This is a genomic window from Paraburkholderia madseniana (assembly GCF_009690905.1).
Taxonomy (GTDB): domain Bacteria; phylum Pseudomonadota; class Gammaproteobacteria; order Burkholderiales; family Burkholderiaceae; genus Paraburkholderia; species Paraburkholderia madseniana.
In genome coordinates this window covers 17865-38292 of record NZ_VOSW01000037.1, presented here as the reverse complement: position 1 = coordinate 38292, position 20428 = coordinate 17865, and the positions used below count along the sequence as shown (strand labels likewise).

Sequence of the window (20428 nt, the reverse complement as noted above, 5' to 3'; positions counted from 1 at the left end):
AACCTGCCAGACTGATTGTTGATCCTTGAAACAGGCCGGCGCTTGCCGCCCTCTGGATATGGCACACCGCGTCCCCATCTATGCCAGCATGACTTCGGCCTCGACATCCGCCACCGCCCTGGACGCGCGCTCTGATTCTTCGCGCTTCGATGCGGCATTGCAGGCAACTTCAGATGCTACTTCGGGCCACGCTTCGGCCCCCGCTTCAGGCCCTTTCACGCCCGGCGCGCTGGATGATTTCCATCCGGCAGTAGCCAGTTGGTTCCTGAAGACCTTCCCCGCCCCCACCGACGCCCAGGCTGCCGCCTGGCCGCAGATTCGCAGCGGACGCTCGACCCTGGTGGCCGCGCCCACCGGTTCGGGCAAAACCCTCACCGCCTTCCTGTCCGCGCTCGACGAACTCGTCCAGCAAGGCCTGGCCAACGGCGGCGCGTTGCCGGACGAAACCCTGGTGGTCTACGTTTCGCCGCTGAAAGCACTCTCCAACGACATCCGCATCAATCTGCAAGTGCCCTTGCAAGGCATCGCCGCGGAACTCGACGCGCGCGGCCTGCCGCCGCTCGACATCCGCACCGCCGTACGCACAGGCGACACCACGCAGCAGGAACGCAATGCGCTGAAAAAACGCGCGCCGCATATTCTCGTGACCACGCCGGAATCGCTATACGTCCTGCTCGGTTCGGATTCCGGCCGACGCATGCTGTCGACCGTGCGCACGGTGATCGTCGATGAAATTCACGCGCTCGCCGGCAGCAAGCGCGGGAGCCATCTGGCGCTCAGCCTCGAACGGCTCGATGCGTTGTGTCAGCGGCGCCTGCCACGGATCGGTCTGTCGGCGACGCAAAAACCGGTCAGCGCAGTCGCGCGCTTTCTGGTGGGCGATGTGAGCATCGAAAGCGATATTCCGGCGGACTGCGCGATCATCGACGTGGGCCACATTCGCGAGCGCGATCTCGCGCTGGAGATTCCGCCCGTGCCGCTCGAAGCGGTGATGCCGAACGAAGTGTGGGAGCGCGTCTACGATCGCCTCGCCGAACTGATCGCGACGCATCGCACCACGCTGATTTTCGTCAACACGCGCCGCATGGCCGAACGCGCGGCGCGTCATCTGACCGAGCGGCTCGGCAAGGACGCGGTCGCCGCGCACCACGGCAGTCTCGCCAAGGAACATCGCTTCGACGCGGAGCAGCGCCTCAAACGCGGCGAGTTGCGGGTCCTGATCGCGACCGCTTCACTGGAACTGGGCATCGATATCGGCGACGTCGATCTGGTCTGCCAGATGGGTTCGCCGCGCGCGATCGCGCCGTTCCTGCAACGTGTGGGACGCTCGGGCCACCACGTGGGCGGCATGCCGAAGGGCCGGCTCTTTCCGGCTTCGCGAGACGATCTGATCGAATGCGCCGCGCTGCTCGATTGCGTGCGGCGTGGCGAACTCGACGCGCTGCGGATTCCGCGCGCACCGCTCGATGTGCTTGCACAACAGATCGTCGCGGAGGTATCGAGCACCGAATGGAGCGAAGACGCGCTGTTCGAGATGCTGCGGCGCGCGGCCCCCTACGCGGGCCTCGAACGCGAGCAATACGACGCGGTGCTGCGCATGCTGGCCGAAGGCTATACCAGCCGTCACGGCCCGCGCGGCGCCTATATTCATCGCGACGTGGTGAGCGGCACCTTGCGCGGCCGGCGTGGCGGCAAACTGATCGCCGTGACCTCAGGTGGCACGATTCCCGAGAACGCCGACTATGCGGTGGTGCTCGAGCCGCAGGCGATCAATATCGGCACCGTCAACGAGGATTTCGCTGTCGAGAGTCTGGCTGGCGACGTGTTTCAACTCGGCAATGCGTCGTACCGGATTCTGCGGATCGAGAGCGGCCGCGTGCGGGTCGAGGACGCGCAAGGGCAGCCGCCGAATATTCCGTTCTGGCTCGGCGAGGCGCCAGGGCGCAGCGATGAACTGTCGTTCGGCGTCGCGCGCTTGCGTGAGCAGATCGGGCGCCTGCTCGATGGGGAAGAGCTCATGACGGTGCGCATCCAGCGCGCAACCGACTGGCTCGTCGACGCTCTCGGTCTCGACGAAGCCGCCGCGCGGCAAATCGTCGACTATCTCGCCCGCGCACGCGCCGCGCTCAGCGTGCTGCCGACGCAAAACACACTCGTGATGGAACGCTTCTTCGACGAATCCGGCGGCACGCAACTCGTGATCCATGCGCCGTTCGGCAGTCGCGTGAACCGCGCGTGGGGTCTCGCGTTGCGCAAGCGTTTTTGCCGGACCTTCAACTTCGAACTGCAAGCCGCCGCTACCGAAGACGCGATCATCCTCTCACTGACCGGCAGCCATTCCTTCGTACTCGACGAAGTATGGCGCTACCTCCATTCGAACAGTGCCGAGCATCTGCTGATCCAGGCGCTGCTCGACGCGCCGCTCTTCGGCGTGCGCTGGCGCTGGAACGCGACCACCTCGCTCGGCCTGCCGCGTTATACCGGCGGGCGCAAGACCCCGCCGCAATTGCAGCGCATGCGTAGCGAAGATCTGCTGGCGAGCGTGTTTCCCGAACAGGCCGCGTGCCTGGAAAACATCGTCGGCGAGCGCGAACTGCCGCGTCATCCCTTAGTCGACCAAACCGTCGACGATTGCCTGCACGACGCGATGGACAGCGAGAGCTGGATTGCCTTGCTGCGTCGTATCGAACAGGGCGAAGTGCAACTGATCGTCCGCGATCTGCCGGCGCCCTCGCCGCTTGCCGCCGAAATCCTCACAGCCAAGCCCTACGCCTTTCTCGACGATGCGCCGATCGAAGAGCGCCGCACGCAAGCCGTGCAGAACCGCCGCTGGAGCGATCCGTCCAGCGCCGACGACCTCGGCGCGCTCGATGCCGACGCGATCGACAGCGTGCGCGACGAGGCATGGCCGCAGGCACGCACCGCCGACGAGATGCACGAAGCGCTAACGGGTCTCGCCTGCATCACCGAGACCGAGGCGCGCAATGTCGAAGGCTGGCCGTCATGGCTCGCGTTGCTTGCCGAATCCGGCCGCGCGACCCGTCTGCGGATCGCTGCCGACGACGCGCTGTGGCTATCTGCCGAGCGCCTGACCTGTTTCCAGGCGCTCTACCCTGACGCCCAGTTTGAACCGCCGCTCGCCGCACCAAACGGCTACACCGATACGTGGAGCGCCGACGACGCCCTGCTCGACGTGCTGCGCGCCCGGCTGACCGGCTTCGGCCCGCTGCCGGTGCACGCGATCGCGCAGGCGCTGAGGTTGCCCGCGGCACCGGTCGAACACACGCTGACGCGCCTCGAAGCGGAAGGCTACGTGATGCGCGGCCGTTTCTCGCCGGGCGCGACCGAAGAAGAATGGTGCGAACGTCATCTGCTTGCGCGGATCCACCGTTACACGGTGAAACGCTTGCGACGCGAAATCGAGCCGGTGGAACGGCACGACTTCATGCGTTTTCTGTTCGAGTGGCAGCATTTGACGCCGGACACCCGCAGCGAGGGACGCGACGCTTTAGCCGCTGTGCTCGACCAGATGGAGGGTTTTCAGGCCGCGGCAGGCGCGTGGGAAGAAGACATTCTGCCGGCGCGCGTGAAGGCGTACGCGAACATTTCGCTCGACGAACTATGCCGTGCCGGCAAGATCGTGTGGACGCGCCTGACCGAGCGGGCGCGCGGTGCCGCGGGACCGGTGCGCAGCACGCCGATCGTGCTTTTGCCACGCGCACAGGTACGCGTCTGGCGCGCGCTGATCGACCCGTCGAAACAACCGGAGCTATCGGCGCGCGCGCAGAGCGTCCATGACACGTTATCGCAGCATGGCGCGATGTTCTTCGACGAATTGCTGGCCGAGGTACACGGCTTGCGCATGGAACTGGAAAACGCGCTGGGCGAGCTGGTTGCCGCGGGCCTCGTGAATTCCGACAGTTTCGCCGGCTTGCGGGCGTTGTTGAAACCCGTCGCCAAACGCAGTGCGTATTCCAGTAGCCGGCGTGTCAGGTCGAGTGCATTGATCGGAGGAATGGACGACGCGGGCCGCTGGGCTCTGGTTAGCCGGCAGCCCGTTGTTGCTGCAGCCGAAGCATCGCCGGCGCGCCGTCAGCAGTTCGCCCCAGAAGTACTCGAACATGTCGCCATGACGTTGCTGCGCCGCTATGGTGTGGTGTTCTGGCGTTTGCTCCAACGCGAGGCCGAGTGGTTGCCGCCGTGGCGGGACCTGTTGCGCGTGTTTCAACGGCTCGAAGCGCGCGGCGTCATTCGCGGCGGGCGGTTTGTGAATGGCCTCGCTGGCGAACAATTTGCTTTACCGGAAGCGATTCCGATCTTGCGCGAAGTTCGACGGCATGCGAACGATGGTGCTTTTGTGTGTGTCGCAGGAACCGATCCTTTGAATCTTGCCGGTACGTTGCTGGTGGGTGAACGCGTGCCTGCTATTGCCGGGAATCGGGTTCTGTATCGCGATGGAATCGTTATCGCGACGCTTGTTGCCGGGGTTTTCTGGTTTGACCCCACGGTGGAAGCGATTCCCACAGAGCGGGAACACGCCAGAAGCGCGTTGGCCCGGCGGTTTTGAGGCAGTCCTGAGGTAATTCCACAGCAGTTTCAATGCCATTTCGATGCGATTTCGAGGCTTCATACCAGCGCGCACGCCAAAATAAAAGCCTTAAGACGAAGGCCATCACGACCGTTAATGTTTATAGGCCCGAACGCCAGCCGCTTCGCTACAATGGGGCCAGTCTTTAAGTATGATGAAGACTGTTTGCCGCCACCCCACCTTCATGGTTGGCTCATCGGCACACTGCCCGGGGATCTCATGAACGACGACCAACACGATCAGGTGCTGTTTGCCCAGTTCGGCACAAGCAGCCCTTGCTGGCGTCTGTCGAACGACAGCAACGCGCTGGAACTCACGCCCGTCACCGGCGACGTGCCGGCTAATGTCGCCATTCCGCTGAATCCCCAACAGGCCTCGCAGATCCGCTGCCTCACCGGTGTCACCTCGCACCTCATCCTCGACGTGCGGCTGTTCGGCGAACCGCTGCGTCTGCACCTCGTCGGTAAAAAACTCGCCAGCAATACGTGGGCAGGCACCGCCTCGGCCTACGACGATACGGAATCCGTCGCACGCGACCTCGTCCACGGTCTGTCTTTCGCCGAACAGGTCGTCTCCGAAGTCAATTCGGTCGTGGTCATCGTCGACAGGCACGGTCGCATACAGCGCTTCAACCGTCTCGCCGAGGAACTCACCGGCGTCAAGGAAGAAGACATCGTCGGCCGCAATGTGTGGGCGCTGTTCATGAGCACCGAGTCCGGCGCGGCGTCGAGCCAGAACATCACAGGTTTCTTCAATCGCGGCGTCTCGTACGAAGTCGAGCGGCGCGTGAAAACCCTTCGCGGCGAACGGCTATTCCTGTTTCGCAACAAGTTCGTTCACAGCGGCAGCGGCGTCGAAGAACAGTTTCTGATCTGCTCGGGCACCGACATCACCGAAGAACGGCTCGCGCAGGAACGTCTCACCGAACTGGCGAACACCGATTCGCTCACCGGCCTCGCCAATCGCAACGCGATCCAGGACAAGATCAGTGCCGCGATCGAAGCAGCCGCGCGAGGCGAATCGGTCGGCGTGCTGTTCCTCGACCTCGACAACTTCAAGAAGGTCAACGACCACTACGGCCATGTCTTCGGCGACCGGCTGATTCGCGATGTGTCGTCGGCCATCAGCACCTGCCTGAACGAAGGCGACGTGCTCGCGCGCCTCGGCGGCGACGAGTTCATTGTGCTCGCCGCCCAAGGCACCGCCCACGATCTCGAAGCCACCGCGCAGCGCATTCTCGAACGCCTGCGCACGCCGTTCAGCCTGGGGCTCGTCGAGGTCTACACCGGCTGCTCGATCGGCATCGCGCGCTATCCGGAACACGGCAACGACCTCGAATCGCTGATCCGTTCGGCGGACACGGCGATGTACGTTGCCAAAGACGAAGGCAAGCGCACCTATCGCGTGTTCTCGCCCGAGATGAACCGCAAGGTCGCCGAGTACATGTGGCTCGACACCAACCTGCGGCGCGGTCTCGAAGAGGGCCAGTTGACGCTGCACTATCAACCCAAGATCGTGCTCGCCACCGGCGTGGTGCAGGGCGCGGAAGCGCTGGTCCGCTGGAACTCGCCGGAGCGCGGGCAGATCATGCCCACCGAGTTCATCCGCTATGCGGAAGAATCCGGGCTGATCGGCGTGCTCGGCCGCTGGGTCATGGAAACGGCCGCGAAGCAAGCGGCCAAATGGAAGGCGGACGGCTACAACCTGCGCATCGCGATCAATGTGTCGGCACGGCAACTGGTCGACACCGCCGTGGTGCGGCATTTCAGCGAAGCGCTGCAGCGCGCGAATCTCGATCCGTGTCTGATCGACCTGGAACTCACCGAAAGTTGCCTGATCGAGGACGAAGCGGCGGCAATCGATCTGATCAAGCAGTTTCGCCAACTCGGGGCGCAGGTTCATCTGGACGACTTCGGCACCGGCTATTCGTCGCTCTCGCAGTTGGGCCGCATTCCGCTCGACGTCATCAAGCTCGACCGCAGTTTCGTCCGCTCGATCAATGCCGACACCAAAGCGCAAGCACTCGTGCGCTCCATGGTGGTGGTCGCGCAGGAGCTGAATTTCAAGGTGGTCGCCGAAGGCATCGAAACCGAATCGGAAGAGGTGTTCATGAGGGGGCTGGGCGTCGAATACGTACAGGGCTTCCTGTACGGTCAGGCCATGCCGGTCGCGGAATTCGAACGCTGGTTGCAGGATAGGCAGAAGCTCAGACTGATTGCCTGAGCTTCCACGCGCCCGAAGGGCGTCCCCCGCTCCGAAGGAAGTCCCCTTGGGGGATTGGGGGGTTGGGGGACCCGCCCGCGGCGGCTCGATATCCTCGAGACCCGGGGCGATTCAGGCGAAATTGGCCGCGCTGGAGGCCGTCTGGCGCAGGTTCGAAGTACGGCGGTTCTGCAGCATCACCAGCCGCTCCATAAAGACGAGGTCCTTCTCCTCGATCGTGAAAGCGGCATTCACCCAGTCCTCGGTAATTTCCATCAGCTCGGCGCGCGAGAGTTGCAGCACCCGCTGACGCGCCCGCAGCATCGCGCGGATCCCGTTCATTTTCGGCCGGAGCGTATCGATGAAGGTGCGCGTCGCCATATAGGCGTCGCCCGGTTCGAATAGCTGATCGACCAGTCCCTTGCCGAAGTGCCACTCAGCGGTGTGCGACTCGCCCATGCCGATCAGTTCCTCGGCCAGACGCATACCCACCTTGCGCGCGACCAGAGAATAGCCGCCCATGCCCGGGAACAGATTGAACGCGATCTCCGGAAAGCCCATGCGTGCGTCGTTCTGCGCCAGCAGGAAATGATGCGCGAGCGCCGCCTCGAACCCTCCTCCAAGCGCTGTGCCCTCCACCATCGCGATTGAAATCGCCCCCGTATCGAAACCGCGCGCCGCCGCGTGCACGCAATCGACGCAGGCGCGCGCGTACGCCATCAGCGCCTGGCGCTTGCCGGCGCGGATCGTGTCGGCGAAGAAATCGAGGTCGCCCCCAACGTTGAACATGGTCGGAATCAACGAGCCGGTCACCCAGAAATCGATCGGCAAGCCGGACTCTCGTGCTGCCTGCGCGAGACCCAGAATGTCATGCACCAGATCGAGATTGAAACAGGGACGCGGCTGCGCCCGCAGCATCATCCACATGATGTTGCGGCCTTCTTCGTAGTAGGCGGAGACTTGCGACAAATTGCCGGCCTCAAGGAACGGACGGCAGGCGTGGTGATTATGCAGGTTCATTTTGAACGGTCCTTTTAAGGTTAAACACTGGCATTGCAATGCGAGCCTAAAGCAGACCGGAATCGGATGGGAGCGGGGTAACCAACAGATGAATGCAACACGCGCGTGAAGCCTCGCCAGATGGCGCTCTGCGGGGCGGCGAACGGACGGACAAAAGATGCTGCGGACGCAAACGCTTGCGCACCGAAGAAGGGCGAAATTAGCCCGAAAATGAGCACCCGGCCGCAATCAATTAGCGAACGAACAAAGCTTGAATTTCTTGCCGGATTTGAAAGAAAAAGAAATAGTCGTCGATTAGGTAATGCAATCGAAAATATAGCTTGCGGAGGCTTGTTTTTTTATTTGTGGGCTAACAGACGGACTATTCAATTCGCATATTTAAACGCGGGCGCTCCGGAGCGCCCGCTGATTCGCCTGGAACGGTATTGCAGGAAAGCTCGAGGCAAAACGCTCGTCAAGGCGCGGCCGCGATCACCTGAGCAACCGCTGCCGTCAGCTTCTTGCCATACGGCACGTGCAGGAACTCGTTCGGTCCGTGTGCGTTCGATTTCGGCCCGAGCACGCCGCACACCATGAACTGCGACTTCGGGAAGCCCGACTTCAATACGTTCATCAACGGGATCGTGCCGCCCTGCCCCATGTAGGCAACGTCCGCGCCGTAGTGCGTGCGCGATGCGTCGTTAAGCGCGGTGGCGAGCCACGGTGCGAGATCGGGCGCGCTCCAGCCGCTCGCCGCGCCGGCGTCCGGTTTGAAGGTGACCTTGGCGTTGTATGGCGGATCGAATTCGAGCAGCGCCTTCAGTTCGGCGACGGCCTTTTCCGCTTCGATCAGCGGAGGCAGGCGCAGCGACAGCTTGAACGCCGTGCGCGGACGCAGCACGTTGCCGGCGTCGGCAAGCGCGGGCAAGCCGGCTGCGCCGGTCACCGACAGCGACGGACGCCACGTCGAGTTGAGCAAGGCTTCCTGCGGATCGGTGGTGGTGGGCAGCACCTGACGGCCGTCCTGCCCGCAGGCCCACGGCAGCTTCTTCCAGACGTCGTCGCCGAGAATCTGCGCGGTCGCTTCCGCTTCGCGCAAACGGTCCGCCGGGATCTGAACGTGGAAACCCTTCGGCAACAAGGTACCGTTGGCGGAGTCTTCGAGACGGTCGAACAGTTGCCGCATGATGCGGAAGCTCGACGGCGCGATGCCGCCGTAACCACCCGAATGAATGCCTTCGTCGAGCACCTGGACTTCGAGGTCGCCGGCGACCAGCCCGCGCAACGACGTAGTGAGCCACAGTTGATCGTAGTTGCCCGCACCCGAATCGAGACACACCACAAGCCCGACTTTGCCGAGACGTTCACGCAACGCGTCGACGTACGGCAGCAGATCGTAGCTACCCGATTCCTCGCAGGTTTCGATCAGGCCGACGCAGCGCGGACGCTCGATGCCTTGCGCGTCCAGCGCGGCCAGCGCCGTGATGCTCGCATAGATCGCGTAGCCGTCGTCGGCACCGCCGCGGCCGTACAGTTTGTCGTTTTCGAGCTTGGGCGTCCAGGGGCCGAGGTCGTTGCGCCAGCCGTCAAATTCAGGCTGCTTGTCGAGGTGGCCGTACAGCACGATGGTTTCTTCGCTGCCCGATCGGGTCGCGGCCGTTTCAAAGAAAATCACCGGCGTGCGGCCCGGCAAGCGGATCACTTCGAGCTTCAGGCCACGCACGGGTTGCTGTTCGGCCCATTGCGCCGCGTCGGTAATCACGCGCTCGAGATAGCCGTGCTTGACCCACTCGGGATCGAACGCCGGACTCTTGGCCGGCACGGCAATGTAGTCCGTGAGCGCAGGAACAATCTCGTCATTCCATTTACGGTCTACGAATTCGCGTAGCGTGTCCTGGTTGATGCGCTGGGTCTGCTGGGTCGTATCGTCGGAGATCATGGTGGCGGTCCGTGGCGGTTCTGTTCAGTCGAAACGTCCATGATAGTCCTGATGCGCGATGCGCTGAACCCCCTCGCCTTGCATGCATGTTTCAGAGCGACCCAGCGCAAAGAAAACAATCGCGCGACAATCGGGGGATACATCACGTCCTGAGGAGCCAGGCTATGGGTGGCAACATCGTGGTACAGGCCATCGCCGCGGTGCTCGCGCTGGCGCTGTATTTTCTGCCGAGCATTCTCGCGGACCGGCGCAAGCGTCATGACGTGCTGACGCTGGCGCTCTTCAACGCGTGCCTCGGTTGGACCGGCTTTGGCTGGCTGCTCGCACTCTACTGGTCGCTACAGCCCAACCCGCCGAAGAACGTGGCCGGCGAAGTGGTAGAGACGCGCAAGATCGTGCGGATGCGCGCATTCTCATCGGCGCTTCTGGTGCGCGTGCAAAGGCGGGCCGCGTCGCGTGAGCACCCGGAAAACAAGCAACCTTGATTCGACAACAATGGTGCGCAGCAACCGCGGGCAGGCAGCTAGCGGTGCGTTTGCTGCCGCGCGTCATAGCGCTCACGCGCAGCGTCGAGTTCGGCCGCGTTTTCCTCGGCCCAATGATCGAGCGTCACCAGCGCGTCACTGAGCGTTCGCCCCAGTTCGCTGAGCCGGTATTCCACGTGCGCCACCGCGCCCGGCTGCTCCTCGCGGATCACCAGACCGTTCCGCTCGAGTTCCTTGAGCGTCTGCGTCAGCACCTTTTGGGAAATGCCGCCGATCTTGCGCAGCAAGGCGTTATTGCGCATCGCGCCGGGCAGCAGCGCCGGCATGATGAGCAGCGTCCACTTTCCTGCGATCAGTTCGAGCGCGAGGCGCGACGAACAGGCGGCGTCGAAAACGTCACCGCGATAGGGCTGTTCGGTCGAGGCGAGGGACGCGTTGGCGGACTCGGGAAATGCCATGGTTACCAGTGGGTAAGTAATGGTGAGCGCATCACTATAGCCCTAAGCTGGCCGCTCATTAACCACTCACCGATAGGGCTCACGATGGCATGGCTCATTCTGCTCGCCGCAAGCGCGGTCGAAATCCTGATGGCGTTGGCGTTGAAATATGCAAATGGATGGACACGCTTGTGGCCGAGCATCGGCGGCGTTGCGGCCGCGCTCGGCAGCGTGTTTTTACTGACGCTGGCGATGAAGCATTTGCCGGCAGGTACGGCTTACGTGGTATGGACAGGGATCGGATCGCTTGGCATCACGGTGCTCGGCGTGATGCTGTTCAACGACCCGGTTTCGGCGCCCCGCGTGATCTGCATGACCTTGATCGTGCTGTCAGTGGCGGGGTTGAAACTGATCGACGGATAAACCGGCTCGCGGGGCTAGTACGTGCGGCGGGCCGCTTCTCTCAGGCCGCCCGGCCCATTCTGCCCCACATCACCGAACCGGCGGGAATCGAGCGCGGCTCGGCCCGCACGCTCTCGTGCGCGAACATTTCGCGGCGCAGTTCGCCATGTTCGTCGAACCACTCGCAAATCAGCCAGTCGCCAGGATTGAGCGCCACCGGTCCCGCATACGTCACCGTCATGCGCGGACCGCCTTCCTTCAGCGTGACAACATCGCCGACATTGAAGCGTGCGGCTGCCGGTGTTTCGAATACGTCAATGGTAGCGGTCAGCATATTCAATCCCCTACGGAACCCGTTGAGCGGAATAAAGTCATCGCACCGTGCTTTGCAACATAGAACCCTGCCGAATGAAAACTCTAAAAGTTGGCCAAGATTAACAATCGAAATTAACCACGGCAAGCGCTTTTTATTGATACCGTTTTCATTGGCACTGGAATAGTGCTTTCCACCCCGGCTATCGATGGGTAAAGCCGGGGAAAACCCTTTATAACGACGCCAGGCCACCACCCGTGCGGCATTGCACGATCGCAAAACTTACGGCGGCAAACCCGGTCCGCAAGTAGAAAATGCGCACTGGATTTGTCATATCTACACTGCCACCGACAAACCCGATTCGGGTTTATTCTGATCACTCACACGCGGAATTACCTATGAACGGGAAACTCATCGGTAAATGCAGCCACTCCAAAACCAGTTCTGTTTAAAGTGCATAATAGTTTTTAGCGACCACCGTTGAAAACGATTTCCCGTCCGCTATTTTCAAACCGGCTGGGCAGCCCGGCGCAGTGCGAGTTGTTGATGCCGCACGAGCAGCACGCTCAAACCGATACACACAAACATCAGACACGCGTTGATCGCGAGGCTGTACTGGAACGCGTGCGCATAGGCAGCCGGTGTCTCGCGGCCGCCGATCACACCGAAAAACGCACCGCTGATGGCCGCCGTGCCGAACGCCGAGCCGATCTGCAAAGTCGACGACACCACGCCCGAGGCAAGCCCGGCCTTCTCCGGCACGACTTCCAGCAGCACGATGCGCATGATCGACGGCAGGAGCAGACCGTGACCGACGCCCGCGCACACCAGTCCGCAGTAGAACAACAGATCAGGCGTAGCGGCATGGGTCGCGGACCAGCCGGTGACCGTGAAGCCGACGGTCATCATCGAGAAGCCGAGCGCCAGCACGTGACCGCCGATGCGCTTGACCACCGCCGGCGACGTCAGCGGCCCGACCACGAAGCCGATCGCGAACGGCATGATGGCCATACCCGAAGCGAGCGGCGTCCAGTGCAAACCGGTTTGCAGGAAGATCCCATAGGTCAGGAAAAACGCGCTGTTGCAATAGAACAGGAACGCGAGCACGAGGCCCAGTGCGAAGGCCGGGTTGCGGAACAATTGCAGATCCACCAGAGGATGGCCGCCGCCGCGCTCGACGCGCCGCTCGGTCGCCACGAATAGCGCGAATACGGGGACTGCCAGCGCGAACATCACGAAGGTCCACGTCGGCCAGCCGGCTTCACGGCCGTGCGTCATCGGATAGATGACCAGCAGCAGCACCATCGAGAGCAGCGCGACGCCCTTCAGGTCGATGCCGGTGTTCGTGGCCGGCTGATTTTCCGGCACGAACTTCCATGTGCCGATGAAGGCCACGATGCCGATCGGAATGTTGATCAGAAAGATGATGCGCCAGTCGAGCCCGAACGGGTGATAGGTGATCAGCGCGCCGCCGCCTAGTTGCCCGACGATCGACGAAAGCCCGAACACGAAACCATAGAGGCTCATGACCTTGGTCTGCCGATGCAGCGGCACGACCGCACGGATGGTCGCGAGCACTTGCGGCGCCATGACCGCGGCGGCGATGCCCTGCACGATCCGCGAGATCACCAGCATGTGGCCACTGGTGGCGAAGCCGCACAGCGCGGAGGCGACCACGAAGGCCGCCATGCCCGTCATGAACATGCGGCGCCGGCCAAACAGATCACCGAGACGCCCGCCCGTGATCAGCAGCACGGCATAAGCGGATGCGTAGGCGGACACCACGAGTTGCAATTGCGCGTCGGTGGCGTTCAGGTCGGTGTGAATCGACGGCAGCGCGAGGTTGACGATGAAATAGTCGAGCGGTGCGAGGAAGGCGCCGACGAACAGCACAGCGAGCGCGAGCCCCTGGCGCTCGAAGCCGGACGCAGCCTTCCCGGCACTGGTGGCCGTCGTACCTGTGGCAACTTCGCTGGCGGCCACCGCACCGACGCCTGGGCAAGCGGCGGCGGCTCCGCCTACCGGTCCAGCAAATGCCGCCGGAGCGGACTTGATCGGGTCTCTATTCATGACCGTTCGTTCAAAAATTAGGTAAAAAAAATTAGACGAGCGCGCGCATGGCGACGTCCACGATTCCGATCAGCGCATCTTCCTTGTGGGCGACTCGCCCCAATACGCGCAGTCCTTGCATCACGCACAGGAGGAAATCGCCGACGGCTTTTTCGTCGAGCGTGGAATTGAACGCGCCGCTCGCCTGGCCGCGAATCACCGAGGCCGCCAGCAACGTCGCCATGCGGCGTTGAATCGCCGCGACGCGGGTACGCAGTTCCTCGTCCCCGGGTTGCATCTCCAGCGTGGTGTTGGTGATGAAGCAGCTACGCTCGCCGGTCAGCGCGCACGCGACCCGGGCGTAATGCAGCAAAGCGTTGCGCAGTGCCTCTTCCGCCGACACCGGTGCGTTCAACCGTTCGGCCAACCGGGCGACCGAACCTTCCGCGTAGTGATCGAGCGCGGCGAGCATGATGCCGTGCTTGTCGCCGAATACGCCGTACAGACTGCCTCGCAACAGGCCGGTAGCCTTGCAGAGGTCGTCGATCGAGGTGGCGTGGTAGCCGTGATTCCAGAAAACCTGGCTCGCGCTCGTTAAGACGGTGTCCGTGTCGAACTCGCGCGGCCGCCCGCGAGGGCAGGCCTCACCCTCTTTTTTCGCGAATTGTTTCGAATTGCCAGATTGCTTCATCCGACGGATATTATGACCAACCGTTCAAGAAAGCAAGGCGAGATTCGAAACGGGCACGACCGTCTATTTGCCCCACTTCTGCGCAGCGCTCGTGAAGAGCTGGTTGATCTCGTTGCCGCTGGCGGCCTCTTTCGTGTAGTTGAAGGTGCCGTGATCGCGCATTTCGTGCGCGGCACGGAGAAACGCACCCAACGCCGCGCGCGCCAACGAGCCGCCCACACTGACACGCCGCACACCCAGCGCCTGCAGGTCCTCGAAACTGAGCAGGACGCCCTGCAAGCCCATTAGCACATTGACCGGCCGGTCGAGCGAGCTGACCACGGTGGCGATCTCTTCGCGCGTCTTCAGGCCGGGCGCATAAAGCACATCCGCCCCAGCCTCCTGGTAAGCCTGCAGACGCCGGATCGTATCGTCCAGATCGGGCCGACCAACGAGGTAGTTCTCGGCTCGCGCCGTCAGCGTGAAGGGAAACGGCAGAGCACGCGCCGCGACGACTGCCGCGCGCACGCGCTCCACGGCAGCCTCGAACGGGTAGATCGGCTCGTCCGCACGACCGGTTGCATCCTCGATCGAACCGCCGACCACACCCGCAGCCGCGGCCTGCATGATCGTCTCGGCGCAGTCTTCCGGGGCGTCGCCGAAACCGTTTTCCAGATCAGCGCTGACCGGCAAATCGGTCGCACCCGCGATTTCGGCAAGATGCACCATCATCTGCGCGCGGCCGATGGCGTTATCCGGCAGGCCACGCGAAAAAGCATAGCCTGCGCTGCTGGTGGCGAGCGCCTTGAAGCCGGTCAGCGCGAGCAGCCGCGCGGTACCGATGTCCCAGGGATTCGGGATGATGAAGGCCTCGCCCGCTGCGTGATATGACTGGAATTGCCGTGCTTTTTCGGTTTGCGTTGTCATCGACGGTCCCATTGAAGACGGCGACCGGCGTTTGCGCCCACGCGCTGCCGGATCGTCGTTGTGCGTTCGTTAAATGGCAAATAAGCAGCAAATGAAGGAAATGAACGGAGAGTGGCAGCCGGCGGTCCGGCTACCCCCGCCAGCCAGCCCTTCATCTGTCCGCAATAGATGAACCGCGCGCTCAGGTTTCGAGCTTCGCGTCCATCGTAATGGTGGCGTTCAGTACCTTGGAAACCGGGCAGCCCGCCTTGGCGTCCGCGGTCGCCTTCTCGAACGCCGCTTTGTCGCCACCGGGAATTTTCACGGCCACATCCAGATGCACCGCGGTAATCGAAAAGCCGCCGCCGTCCTTGTCGAGCGTGACGGTTGCCGTGGTGCCGATACGTTCAGGCTTGATGCCCGCCTTGCTCAGTTCGGCCGATAGCGCCATCGAGAAACAACCCGCGTGCGCAGCCGCAATCAGCTCTTCCGGATTCGTGCCGATGCCGTCCGCGAAGCGCGTGGCAAACGAGTATTGGGTGTCCTTGAGGACGCCGCTGTCGGTGGAAATCGAGCCCTTGCCGTCTTGCAGGCCGCCTTGCCAGACTGCTGATGCCTTGCGCTTCATCGCTCTCTCCTGTTTGTGCCCTGCTTCGCACCGCTCCTCAACCCTACGTGATGCCGCCCACAACGGTCCAGCCCGGGTATTCGTAGTATCGGCATCGGTCGCGAGTGCCCCGAGGGGTATGCCTTCGGGGCGTGCCGCGCGGCGCAAGAGGTGCGGGCGTGGACCGAACTTCATCATAGGCGCTTCCGTGTGCCAGTGTCGTGACGACGCCGGGATACGGTTCGCCGATGCGCGTCACAGTCCGTGCAGCAGTGCGTGCAGCAGACGCAGCGCGCAGTCGCTACTCCGCGAACGGCAAACTCTCCTGCCCCACTGCGCGCATGTCGAACACGTTCAGTGTCATCGCCACTAGGGCGTAATAGCCGAGCAAGCCCACCAGGTTGATCACGACCTGGTGGCCGAAGCGCCCGACCGCCTTTCTATAGGTGACATCCGACACCCGTTTGGTATCGTACAGTTCGCTCGCGAAGTCATGGATCAATGCGTCATCGGCATCCGCGAAGGAAGGCTGATGACCCTGTCGGATCGCCTCGGCATCCGCTTCGGCTACCCCGGCATCGAGAGCGATCGGATAGTGGATATACCACTCGGCCTGCGCCTGCCAGCGCGCCGCGGTCACCAGAATCGCCAGCTCCGACAGGCGCAGCGGCAAGCCGGTGCGATAGCGGCAGAACGCGCCGAGTCGCTGCGCCTGCTGCGCCAGCTCCGGACTATGAATCCAGCCCAGAAACGGCCCGTTCAGATTGCCGCGTGGACCGGACAGAATCTCGTCGAGTACGGCCTTTTGCTCGGCTGTGGCTTCAGATAGTTCGAAGTGAGGCAAACGCTCGGTCATCGCGGATCTCGCTGAAAGGGAAAGGGTGTCAGATGGCGGTCAACGCGCCTTCGATCGCATCGCTCAACCGGCCGACGATCCCGTCGATGTCGCGCGCCGTGCAGATGAACGGCGGCGCCAGCAGCACATGATCGCCGATCTTGCCGTCGACCGTGCCACCCATCGGATACACCATCAAACCACGCACGAACGCTTCGCGCCGGATCGCCGCGTGCAGTTTCAGCTGCGCGTCGATCGGTTGATAGCCGGCGCCGAGCCCCTTGGCGATCGTGAGGATGTCCGGCGCAACGCCGTCTTCTTCACACGCATACACGTAGCCTGTGCGGCCCATGCCCGACATGATCTCGTCGAGGATCAGCAGCACGCCGTACCGATCGCACACCGCGCGGATCTTGCGGAAGTATTCGCGCACCGGCGGCACGGCGCCGGCCGTTGCGCCCACCACCGTTTCCGCAACGAATGCGGCTACCGTGTCAGCGCCGAGTTCGAGAATCTTCTGTTCGAGTTCATCCGCGAGACGCTGCGCGAACTGCTCTTCGGTTTCGTCGATGCGCTGCTCGCGATACGCGTAACACGGGCTCACGTGATGCGCTTCGATCAGAATCGGCAGAAAAGGCTCGCGCCGCCACGCATTGCCGCCGATCGCCAGCGCGCCCAGCGTGTTGCCGTGATAGCTCTGGCGACGCGCGATGAAATGACGGCGCTGCAACTCGCCCTTCTCCACAAAATACTGCCGCGCCAGTTTCAGCGCCGCCTCCATCGCTTCCGAACCGCCCGACACGAAGTACACGTGTTCGAGCCCTTGCGGTGCGCTCGCCACCAGGCGGTCGGCGAGTTCCTCGGCGACCAGGGTGGTGAAGAACGACGTGTGCGCATACGGCAATTGCTGCGCATGCCGCTTGATCGCGTCGATCACACGCTGGTTGCTGTGGCCGAGGCACGAGACGGCTGCGCCGCCCGAGGCATCGATATAGCGCTTGCCGGTGGAATCGATGATCTCGATGCCGTCGCCGGCGATAGCCACCGGCAGTGGCTGCTTTGCTCCATGTATTCGGCGAACACCGGTCTGGCGAGTTCACCCAGCCGGTAACCGATGTCATACGGCTCACCGCCCATCTGAAAGATGGCTTAAATTCTGCTTCGACACCACGGCTCGCATCCATTCAACAATTGGTACGCATTTATACTTATAAACAACAGTTGTTGCAAAACAATGTGACGATGAAGTAAACGGAGCATCTGCGCTCCGTGACACGCTGCTGCCTAGTTCAGAGGAAAAACTTCAAGGTACGTACGCGCCCTTTTCATGCAGCGACTGCTCGGCGATGCCGAGTTGCTCGACGGCACCCGCCCCTTCCAGCGCAAGCAGATGCGCGACCAGCGATTCGGCAATCGCCGTGGCCGCCACCAGCGATGGAAAGAACGACGGGCTTTCGTGCGAAAAAATCAGCACCTTGTCGGCATTCAACGCGATCGGCGAAACCGCGCTATCCGTGATTGCAATCAGCTTGCTGCCCTTTTCTAGCGCGGCTTCGGCCACGCGTGCCGCTTCGACTGAATAGGGCGCGAAGCTGATGACGATGGTGGCGCTGTCACGCGCGACCGTTCGCAGTTGCATCTCGAGCGTGCCAGCTTCGCCGTTGAGCAGCGACACCGAAGAACGAAACAGCCGGTAGCCGTAGACAAGGCCAAACGCCACCGCATAACAGGAGCGAAAGCCTGCTACATGCACATGCGGCGCGCGCCGCAACAGACGCGCGGCTTCCACGATCACGCGACCGTTATGCGCGGCGGTGACCTCAAGGTTGTGTTGTTGCGCGACCAGCAGGTCACTGGCCAGCGCATCTTTCGATTTGACGAGCGAACGGGCGCGACTGGTGAGCGGCTCGGGCCGCGTGCGCACGCGCGCGACGAACAGGTTGCGCAACTCGTTCCAGCCGGGAAAACCCAGTTGCTGCGACAGACGCACCAGCGAAGCCGGCTGCACCTGCGCGCGCTCGGCCACTTTGCGCATCGACGAGACCGCGACTTCATCGGGATGATCGAGCAGGAACCCTGCTCCCATCTGGAACTGCGGACTCAGTTCGGAGAAGCGCGCCCGGATCAGGGCGGCGAGCTGGTCAAAACTGTCTGGCATGCGATATACCGGGCGAACGGTCGATAAGAATGACAACAAATGTTACCACCCGGTGTATCGCATCCAACAGAACTTCCAGTTCGTGGTGGCTCGCAAACAATACCTGTCCTATCGCAATCAATTCTGTCCTGGCTAGCTTTTCGCAAAACAAACTGGCCCGACTGGGAGGGCTTCTCGTCCCATTCTCGCTAACGGGCTGATTTGATTGCGCAATGGCCACGCAAGCGCAACAACAAACATCCGAGCGGATGGCGTCTTCTAGGGCGTTGCAATAGTTACAATGGCAATTGGATTCAAGAGAGTCATATCTGCGCCAAATCTGACCGTTGCAAAATCAAAGGCTTAGCTCTCAGCATCGCAAACAAAGCTGGTCTGAAAAAAACCAGTTGCGAACAACATCTGGCCTAGCGACCTTACTCAATCAGTCGTACAGACGTGCCTCCTTCTCGGCCCTTGACTGCTGGGAGTCGTCAACAGAAGCGACCGCTTCGATGGCACGAATGTAGTCGGCGGGAAGACCTGCCTCCCGTGCACCGATGAGCACATGCCGCTTGTACCAGTGATACGGTGTGAGGCCGAAACGTTTTTTCGTGGCGAAGTATGTGAGCGCGTCTAAGCCGCAAACGTTGGTTTCAACATGTACTGTTTTAGGTTCATAACCGGCGCCGGCCCCTTCGAACCTGTCGAGCACGACACGGTCCCGAAAGGCCACCCCGAAAATGACGCCGTACACTCTGTCGCCAGCAACCCCAGTGTTCTCGCAATCGCATTTGCCCGACCCGTCGTTACTGATCTTGTCGAACGCGAGTCGGCATCCGCTTACGAATCCTGACGCGACGACCCTCGCGGACGGCACCCGTGCGACCAATCGGCGTGCCGACATGTTTGAGCCATATGCGAAATACGCGAATTCGTCGGTTGTGAACATGCTTGCCCCCTCAATAGAATGGCCGATGTCACAATTTCGCTAGTCGGCTTAGACGGTCGCCGTCGCTGCAAATAGTTCCGCGTAGAGGGTAAGTGAGACGACCAGCGCTTGATTGATTCCATCGTGAAGTTTTATCAATGTTCAACCGGAAATCCATAGATACTCGAGGAGACCAACGCATAATGCATCGCCTCGTGGGGTGCCAGAATCCCTCAATGTGCCTTACGATGACCAATGGAATTGAAGATCGGCACGCTCTCTAGTTAAATCAATCAAGGTCGCGTTCACTTCGTCAGTTTTCTGAACCCACTGCTCTGCTGCAGCCTGGTCCCGCCCGAAACCAATATGCCGGCTAACAAGACGCTGCCGTCGCAGGTCTGGGTCGACGTTGACATACCAAACTTCGTCGAGCAACGGTCGCGCAGCTTTCCAATGGCCATGCTCGAGAAGGAGGTAATTCCCTTCAGTGATTACAAGCGGCATATCAGGCGCCACAGGGATTGCGCCGGCGATGGGTTCTTCAATTTCCCGGCGAAATGTGGGAGCGTAAATTGTTTCGTCGTGACGCTGCTCACGCAGGCGCCTCAGAAGTGCGACATACCCCGCACTGTCAAACGTATCTTCGGCACCTTTGCGGGATGCGCGACCGAGCCGTGCGAGTTCGACATTCGCAAGATGAAACCCGTCCATCGGCACAACCACTGCCTTTCCGGGAAAAGCATCAAGGATTGCTTGCGCCAGTGTTGATTTGCCCGCACCCGGCGCACCAACCAAACCGAGGATTTGGCGCCGCCCGTCAGAAATTAACTGGTGGAGGCGACCGAGGTAGCGGTCTTCAATCGTCGACATAATCCAGGGTATTCCAAAAAAGTGGCGGTCGGCGAGCACTATTCTTATCCTCGCCGAGGCC

At 62.0% G+C, this 20428-nt stretch carries 17 protein-coding genes; 4 read left to right on the top strand and 13 right to left on the bottom strand.

Annotated features, from left to right (window positions below):
• Window positions 1–88: 88 nt before the first annotated feature.
• A complete protein-coding gene (locus FSO04_RS20275) occupies window positions 89–4567 on the top strand; it encodes a DEAD/DEAH box helicase (RefSeq protein ID WP_414693441.1) in 4479 nt (1492 codons plus the stop codon).
• Window positions 4568–4807: 240 nt separating this feature from the next.
• A complete protein-coding gene (gene pdeR, locus FSO04_RS20270; protein ID WP_154561799.1) occupies window positions 4808–6811 on the top strand; it encodes a cyclic di-GMP phosphodiesterase in 2004 nt (667 codons plus the stop codon).
• A 111-nt stretch (window positions 6812–6922) separates the two neighbouring features.
• Here pdeR and FSO04_RS20265 read toward each other — a convergent pair whose 3' ends face one another.
• Together FSO04_RS20265 and FSO04_RS20260 are read right to left on the bottom strand one after the other, a co-directional pair.
• On the bottom strand, window positions 6923–7810 hold the full coding sequence (locus FSO04_RS20265) for a crotonase/enoyl-CoA hydratase family protein (protein ID WP_154561797.1): 888 nt from the start codon (window positions 7808–7810) through the stop codon (window positions 6923–6925).
• Between the two features lie 454 nt (window positions 7811–8264).
• Window positions 8265–9728, bottom strand: a complete 1464-nt coding sequence (locus tag FSO04_RS20260) for a M20 family metallopeptidase (RefSeq protein WP_154561795.1) — start codon at window positions 9726–9728, stop codon at window positions 8265–8267.
• A 164-nt stretch (window positions 9729–9892) separates the two neighbouring features.
• On the opposite strand from FSO04_RS20260, the gene FSO04_RS20255 reads away from it, so the two are divergent.
• Complete coding sequence (locus tag FSO04_RS20255; protein WP_154561793.1) at window positions 9893–10213, top strand: superinfection immunity protein; 321 nt, start codon at window positions 9893–9895, stop codon at window positions 10211–10213.
• A gap of 38 nt (window positions 10214–10251) precedes the next feature.
• Here FSO04_RS20255 and FSO04_RS20250 read toward each other — a convergent pair whose 3' ends face one another.
• Entirely contained in the window at window positions 10252–10671 is a 420-nt protein-coding gene (locus tag FSO04_RS20250) for a winged helix-turn-helix transcriptional regulator (protein ID WP_154561791.1), read from the bottom strand.
• Window positions 10672–10755: 84 nt separating this feature from the next.
• Between FSO04_RS20250 and FSO04_RS20245 the strand changes: the two genes are divergently transcribed.
• Window positions 10756–11073, top strand: a complete 318-nt coding sequence (locus FSO04_RS20245; RefSeq protein WP_120345089.1) for a DMT family transporter — start codon at window positions 10756–10758, stop codon at window positions 11071–11073.
• 40 nt (window positions 11074–11113) lie between these two features.
• Here FSO04_RS20245 and FSO04_RS20240 read toward each other — a convergent pair whose 3' ends face one another.
• The 10 genes from FSO04_RS20240 to FSO04_RS20195 form a co-directional block, all read right to left on the bottom strand.
• Window positions 11114–11386: a YodC family protein gene (locus tag FSO04_RS20240; RefSeq protein WP_054035352.1), complete on the bottom strand. Its 273-nt coding sequence runs from the start codon at window positions 11384–11386 to the stop codon at window positions 11114–11116.
• Window positions 11387–11872: 486 nt separating this feature from the next.
• The gene (locus FSO04_RS20235; protein WP_154561789.1) at window positions 11873–13435 is read right to left on the bottom strand and encodes an MFS transporter; all 1563 of its coding nucleotides are present in this window, start codon (window positions 13433–13435) and stop codon (window positions 11873–11875) included.
• Between the two features lie 31 nt (window positions 13436–13466).
• Window positions 13467–14105 (bottom strand): TetR/AcrR family transcriptional regulator, encoded by a 639-nt coding sequence (locus tag FSO04_RS20230; RefSeq protein ID WP_154561787.1) that lies wholly within the window; start codon window positions 14103–14105, stop codon window positions 13467–13469.
• A gap of 63 nt (window positions 14106–14168) precedes the next feature.
• Window positions 14169–15011, bottom strand: coding sequence for an isocitrate lyase/PEP mutase family protein (locus FSO04_RS20225; RefSeq protein WP_154561785.1), 843 nt, complete (start codon window positions 15009–15011; stop codon window positions 14169–14171).
• Window positions 15012–15192: 181 nt separating this feature from the next.
• A complete protein-coding gene (locus FSO04_RS20220; RefSeq protein WP_054035350.1) occupies window positions 15193–15618 on the bottom strand; it encodes an OsmC family protein in 426 nt (141 codons plus the stop codon).
• Between the two features lie 280 nt (window positions 15619–15898).
• Complete coding sequence (locus FSO04_RS20215; protein WP_154561783.1) at window positions 15899–16453, bottom strand: carboxymuconolactone decarboxylase family protein; 555 nt, start codon at window positions 16451–16453, stop codon at window positions 15899–15901.
• Between the two features lie 28 nt (window positions 16454–16481).
• On the bottom strand, window positions 16482–17504 hold the full coding sequence (locus FSO04_RS20210; protein ID WP_168435760.1) for an aspartate aminotransferase family protein: 1023 nt from the start codon (window positions 17502–17504) through the stop codon (window positions 16482–16484).
• Between the two features lie 231 nt (window positions 17505–17735).
• Window positions 17736–18590 carry a MurR/RpiR family transcriptional regulator gene (locus FSO04_RS20205; RefSeq protein WP_093635902.1) on the bottom strand — a complete coding sequence of 285 codons (855 nt, stop codon included), beginning with the start codon at window positions 18588–18590 and terminating at the stop codon, window positions 17736–17738.
• A gap of 421 nt (window positions 18591–19011) precedes the next feature.
• Window positions 19012–19518, bottom strand: a complete 507-nt coding sequence (locus FSO04_RS20200) for a gamma-glutamylcyclotransferase family protein (protein WP_154561779.1) — start codon at window positions 19516–19518, stop codon at window positions 19012–19014.
• Window positions 19519–19740: 222 nt separating this feature from the next.
• Window positions 19741–20367, bottom strand: coding sequence for a nucleoside/nucleotide kinase family protein (locus FSO04_RS20195; protein WP_154561871.1), 627 nt, complete (start codon window positions 20365–20367; stop codon window positions 19741–19743).
• Window positions 20368–20428 lie beyond the last annotated feature (61 nt).

What these genes read in the sequence shown, in the direction of transcription:
- FSO04_RS20255 (WP_154561793.1), top strand. Translation starts at nt 9,893, where the DNA reads ATGGGTGGCAACATCGTGGTACAGGCCATCGCCGCGGTGCTCGCGCTG.
- FSO04_RS20260 (WP_154561795.1), bottom strand. Translation starts at nt 9,728, where the DNA reads ATGATCTCCGACGATACGACCCAGCAGACCCAGCGCATCAACCAGGAC.
- FSO04_RS20245 (WP_120345089.1), top strand. Translation starts at nt 10,756, where the DNA reads ATGGCATGGCTCATTCTGCTCGCCGCAAGCGCGGTCGAAATCCTGATG.
- FSO04_RS20205 (WP_093635902.1), bottom strand. Translation starts at nt 18,590, where the DNA reads ATGCCAGACAGTTTTGACCAGCTCGCCGCCCTGATCCGGGCGCGCTTC.
- FSO04_RS20230 (WP_154561787.1), bottom strand. Translation starts at nt 14,105, where the DNA reads ATGAAGCAATCTGGCAATTCGAAACAATTCGCGAAAAAAGAGGGTGAG.
- FSO04_RS20220 (WP_054035350.1), bottom strand. Translation starts at nt 15,618, where the DNA reads ATGAAGCGCAAGGCATCAGCAGTCTGGCAAGGCGGCCTGCAAGACGGC.
- FSO04_RS20275 (WP_414693441.1), top strand. Translation starts at nt 89, where the DNA reads ATGACTTCGGCCTCGACATCCGCCACCGCCCTGGACGCGCGCTCTGAT.
- FSO04_RS20250 (WP_154561791.1), bottom strand. Translation starts at nt 10,671, where the DNA reads ATGGCATTTCCCGAGTCCGCCAACGCGTCCCTCGCCTCGACCGAACAG.
- pdeR (WP_154561799.1), top strand. Translation starts at nt 4,808, where the DNA reads ATGAACGACGACCAACACGATCAGGTGCTGTTTGCCCAGTTCGGCACA.
- FSO04_RS20235 (WP_154561789.1), bottom strand. Translation starts at nt 13,435, where the DNA reads ATGAATAGAGACCCGATCAAGTCCGCTCCGGCGGCATTTGCTGGACCG.
- FSO04_RS20215 (WP_154561783.1), bottom strand. Translation starts at nt 16,453, where the DNA reads ATGACCGAGCGTTTGCCTCACTTCGAACTATCTGAAGCCACAGCCGAG.
- FSO04_RS20265 (WP_154561797.1), bottom strand. Translation starts at nt 7,810, where the DNA reads ATGAACCTGCATAATCACCACGCCTGCCGTCCGTTCCTTGAGGCCGGC.
- FSO04_RS20195 (WP_154561871.1), bottom strand. Translation starts at nt 20,367, where the DNA reads ATGTCGACGATTGAAGACCGCTACCTCGGTCGCCTCCACCAGTTAATT.
- FSO04_RS20240 (WP_054035352.1), bottom strand. Translation starts at nt 11,386, where the DNA reads ATGCTGACCGCTACCATTGACGTATTCGAAACACCGGCAGCCGCACGC.
- FSO04_RS20200 (WP_154561779.1), bottom strand. Translation starts at nt 19,518, where the DNA reads ATGTTCACAACCGACGAATTCGCGTATTTCGCATATGGCTCAAACATG.
- FSO04_RS20225 (WP_154561785.1), bottom strand. Translation starts at nt 15,011, where the DNA reads ATGACAACGCAAACCGAAAAAGCACGGCAATTCCAGTCATATCACGCA.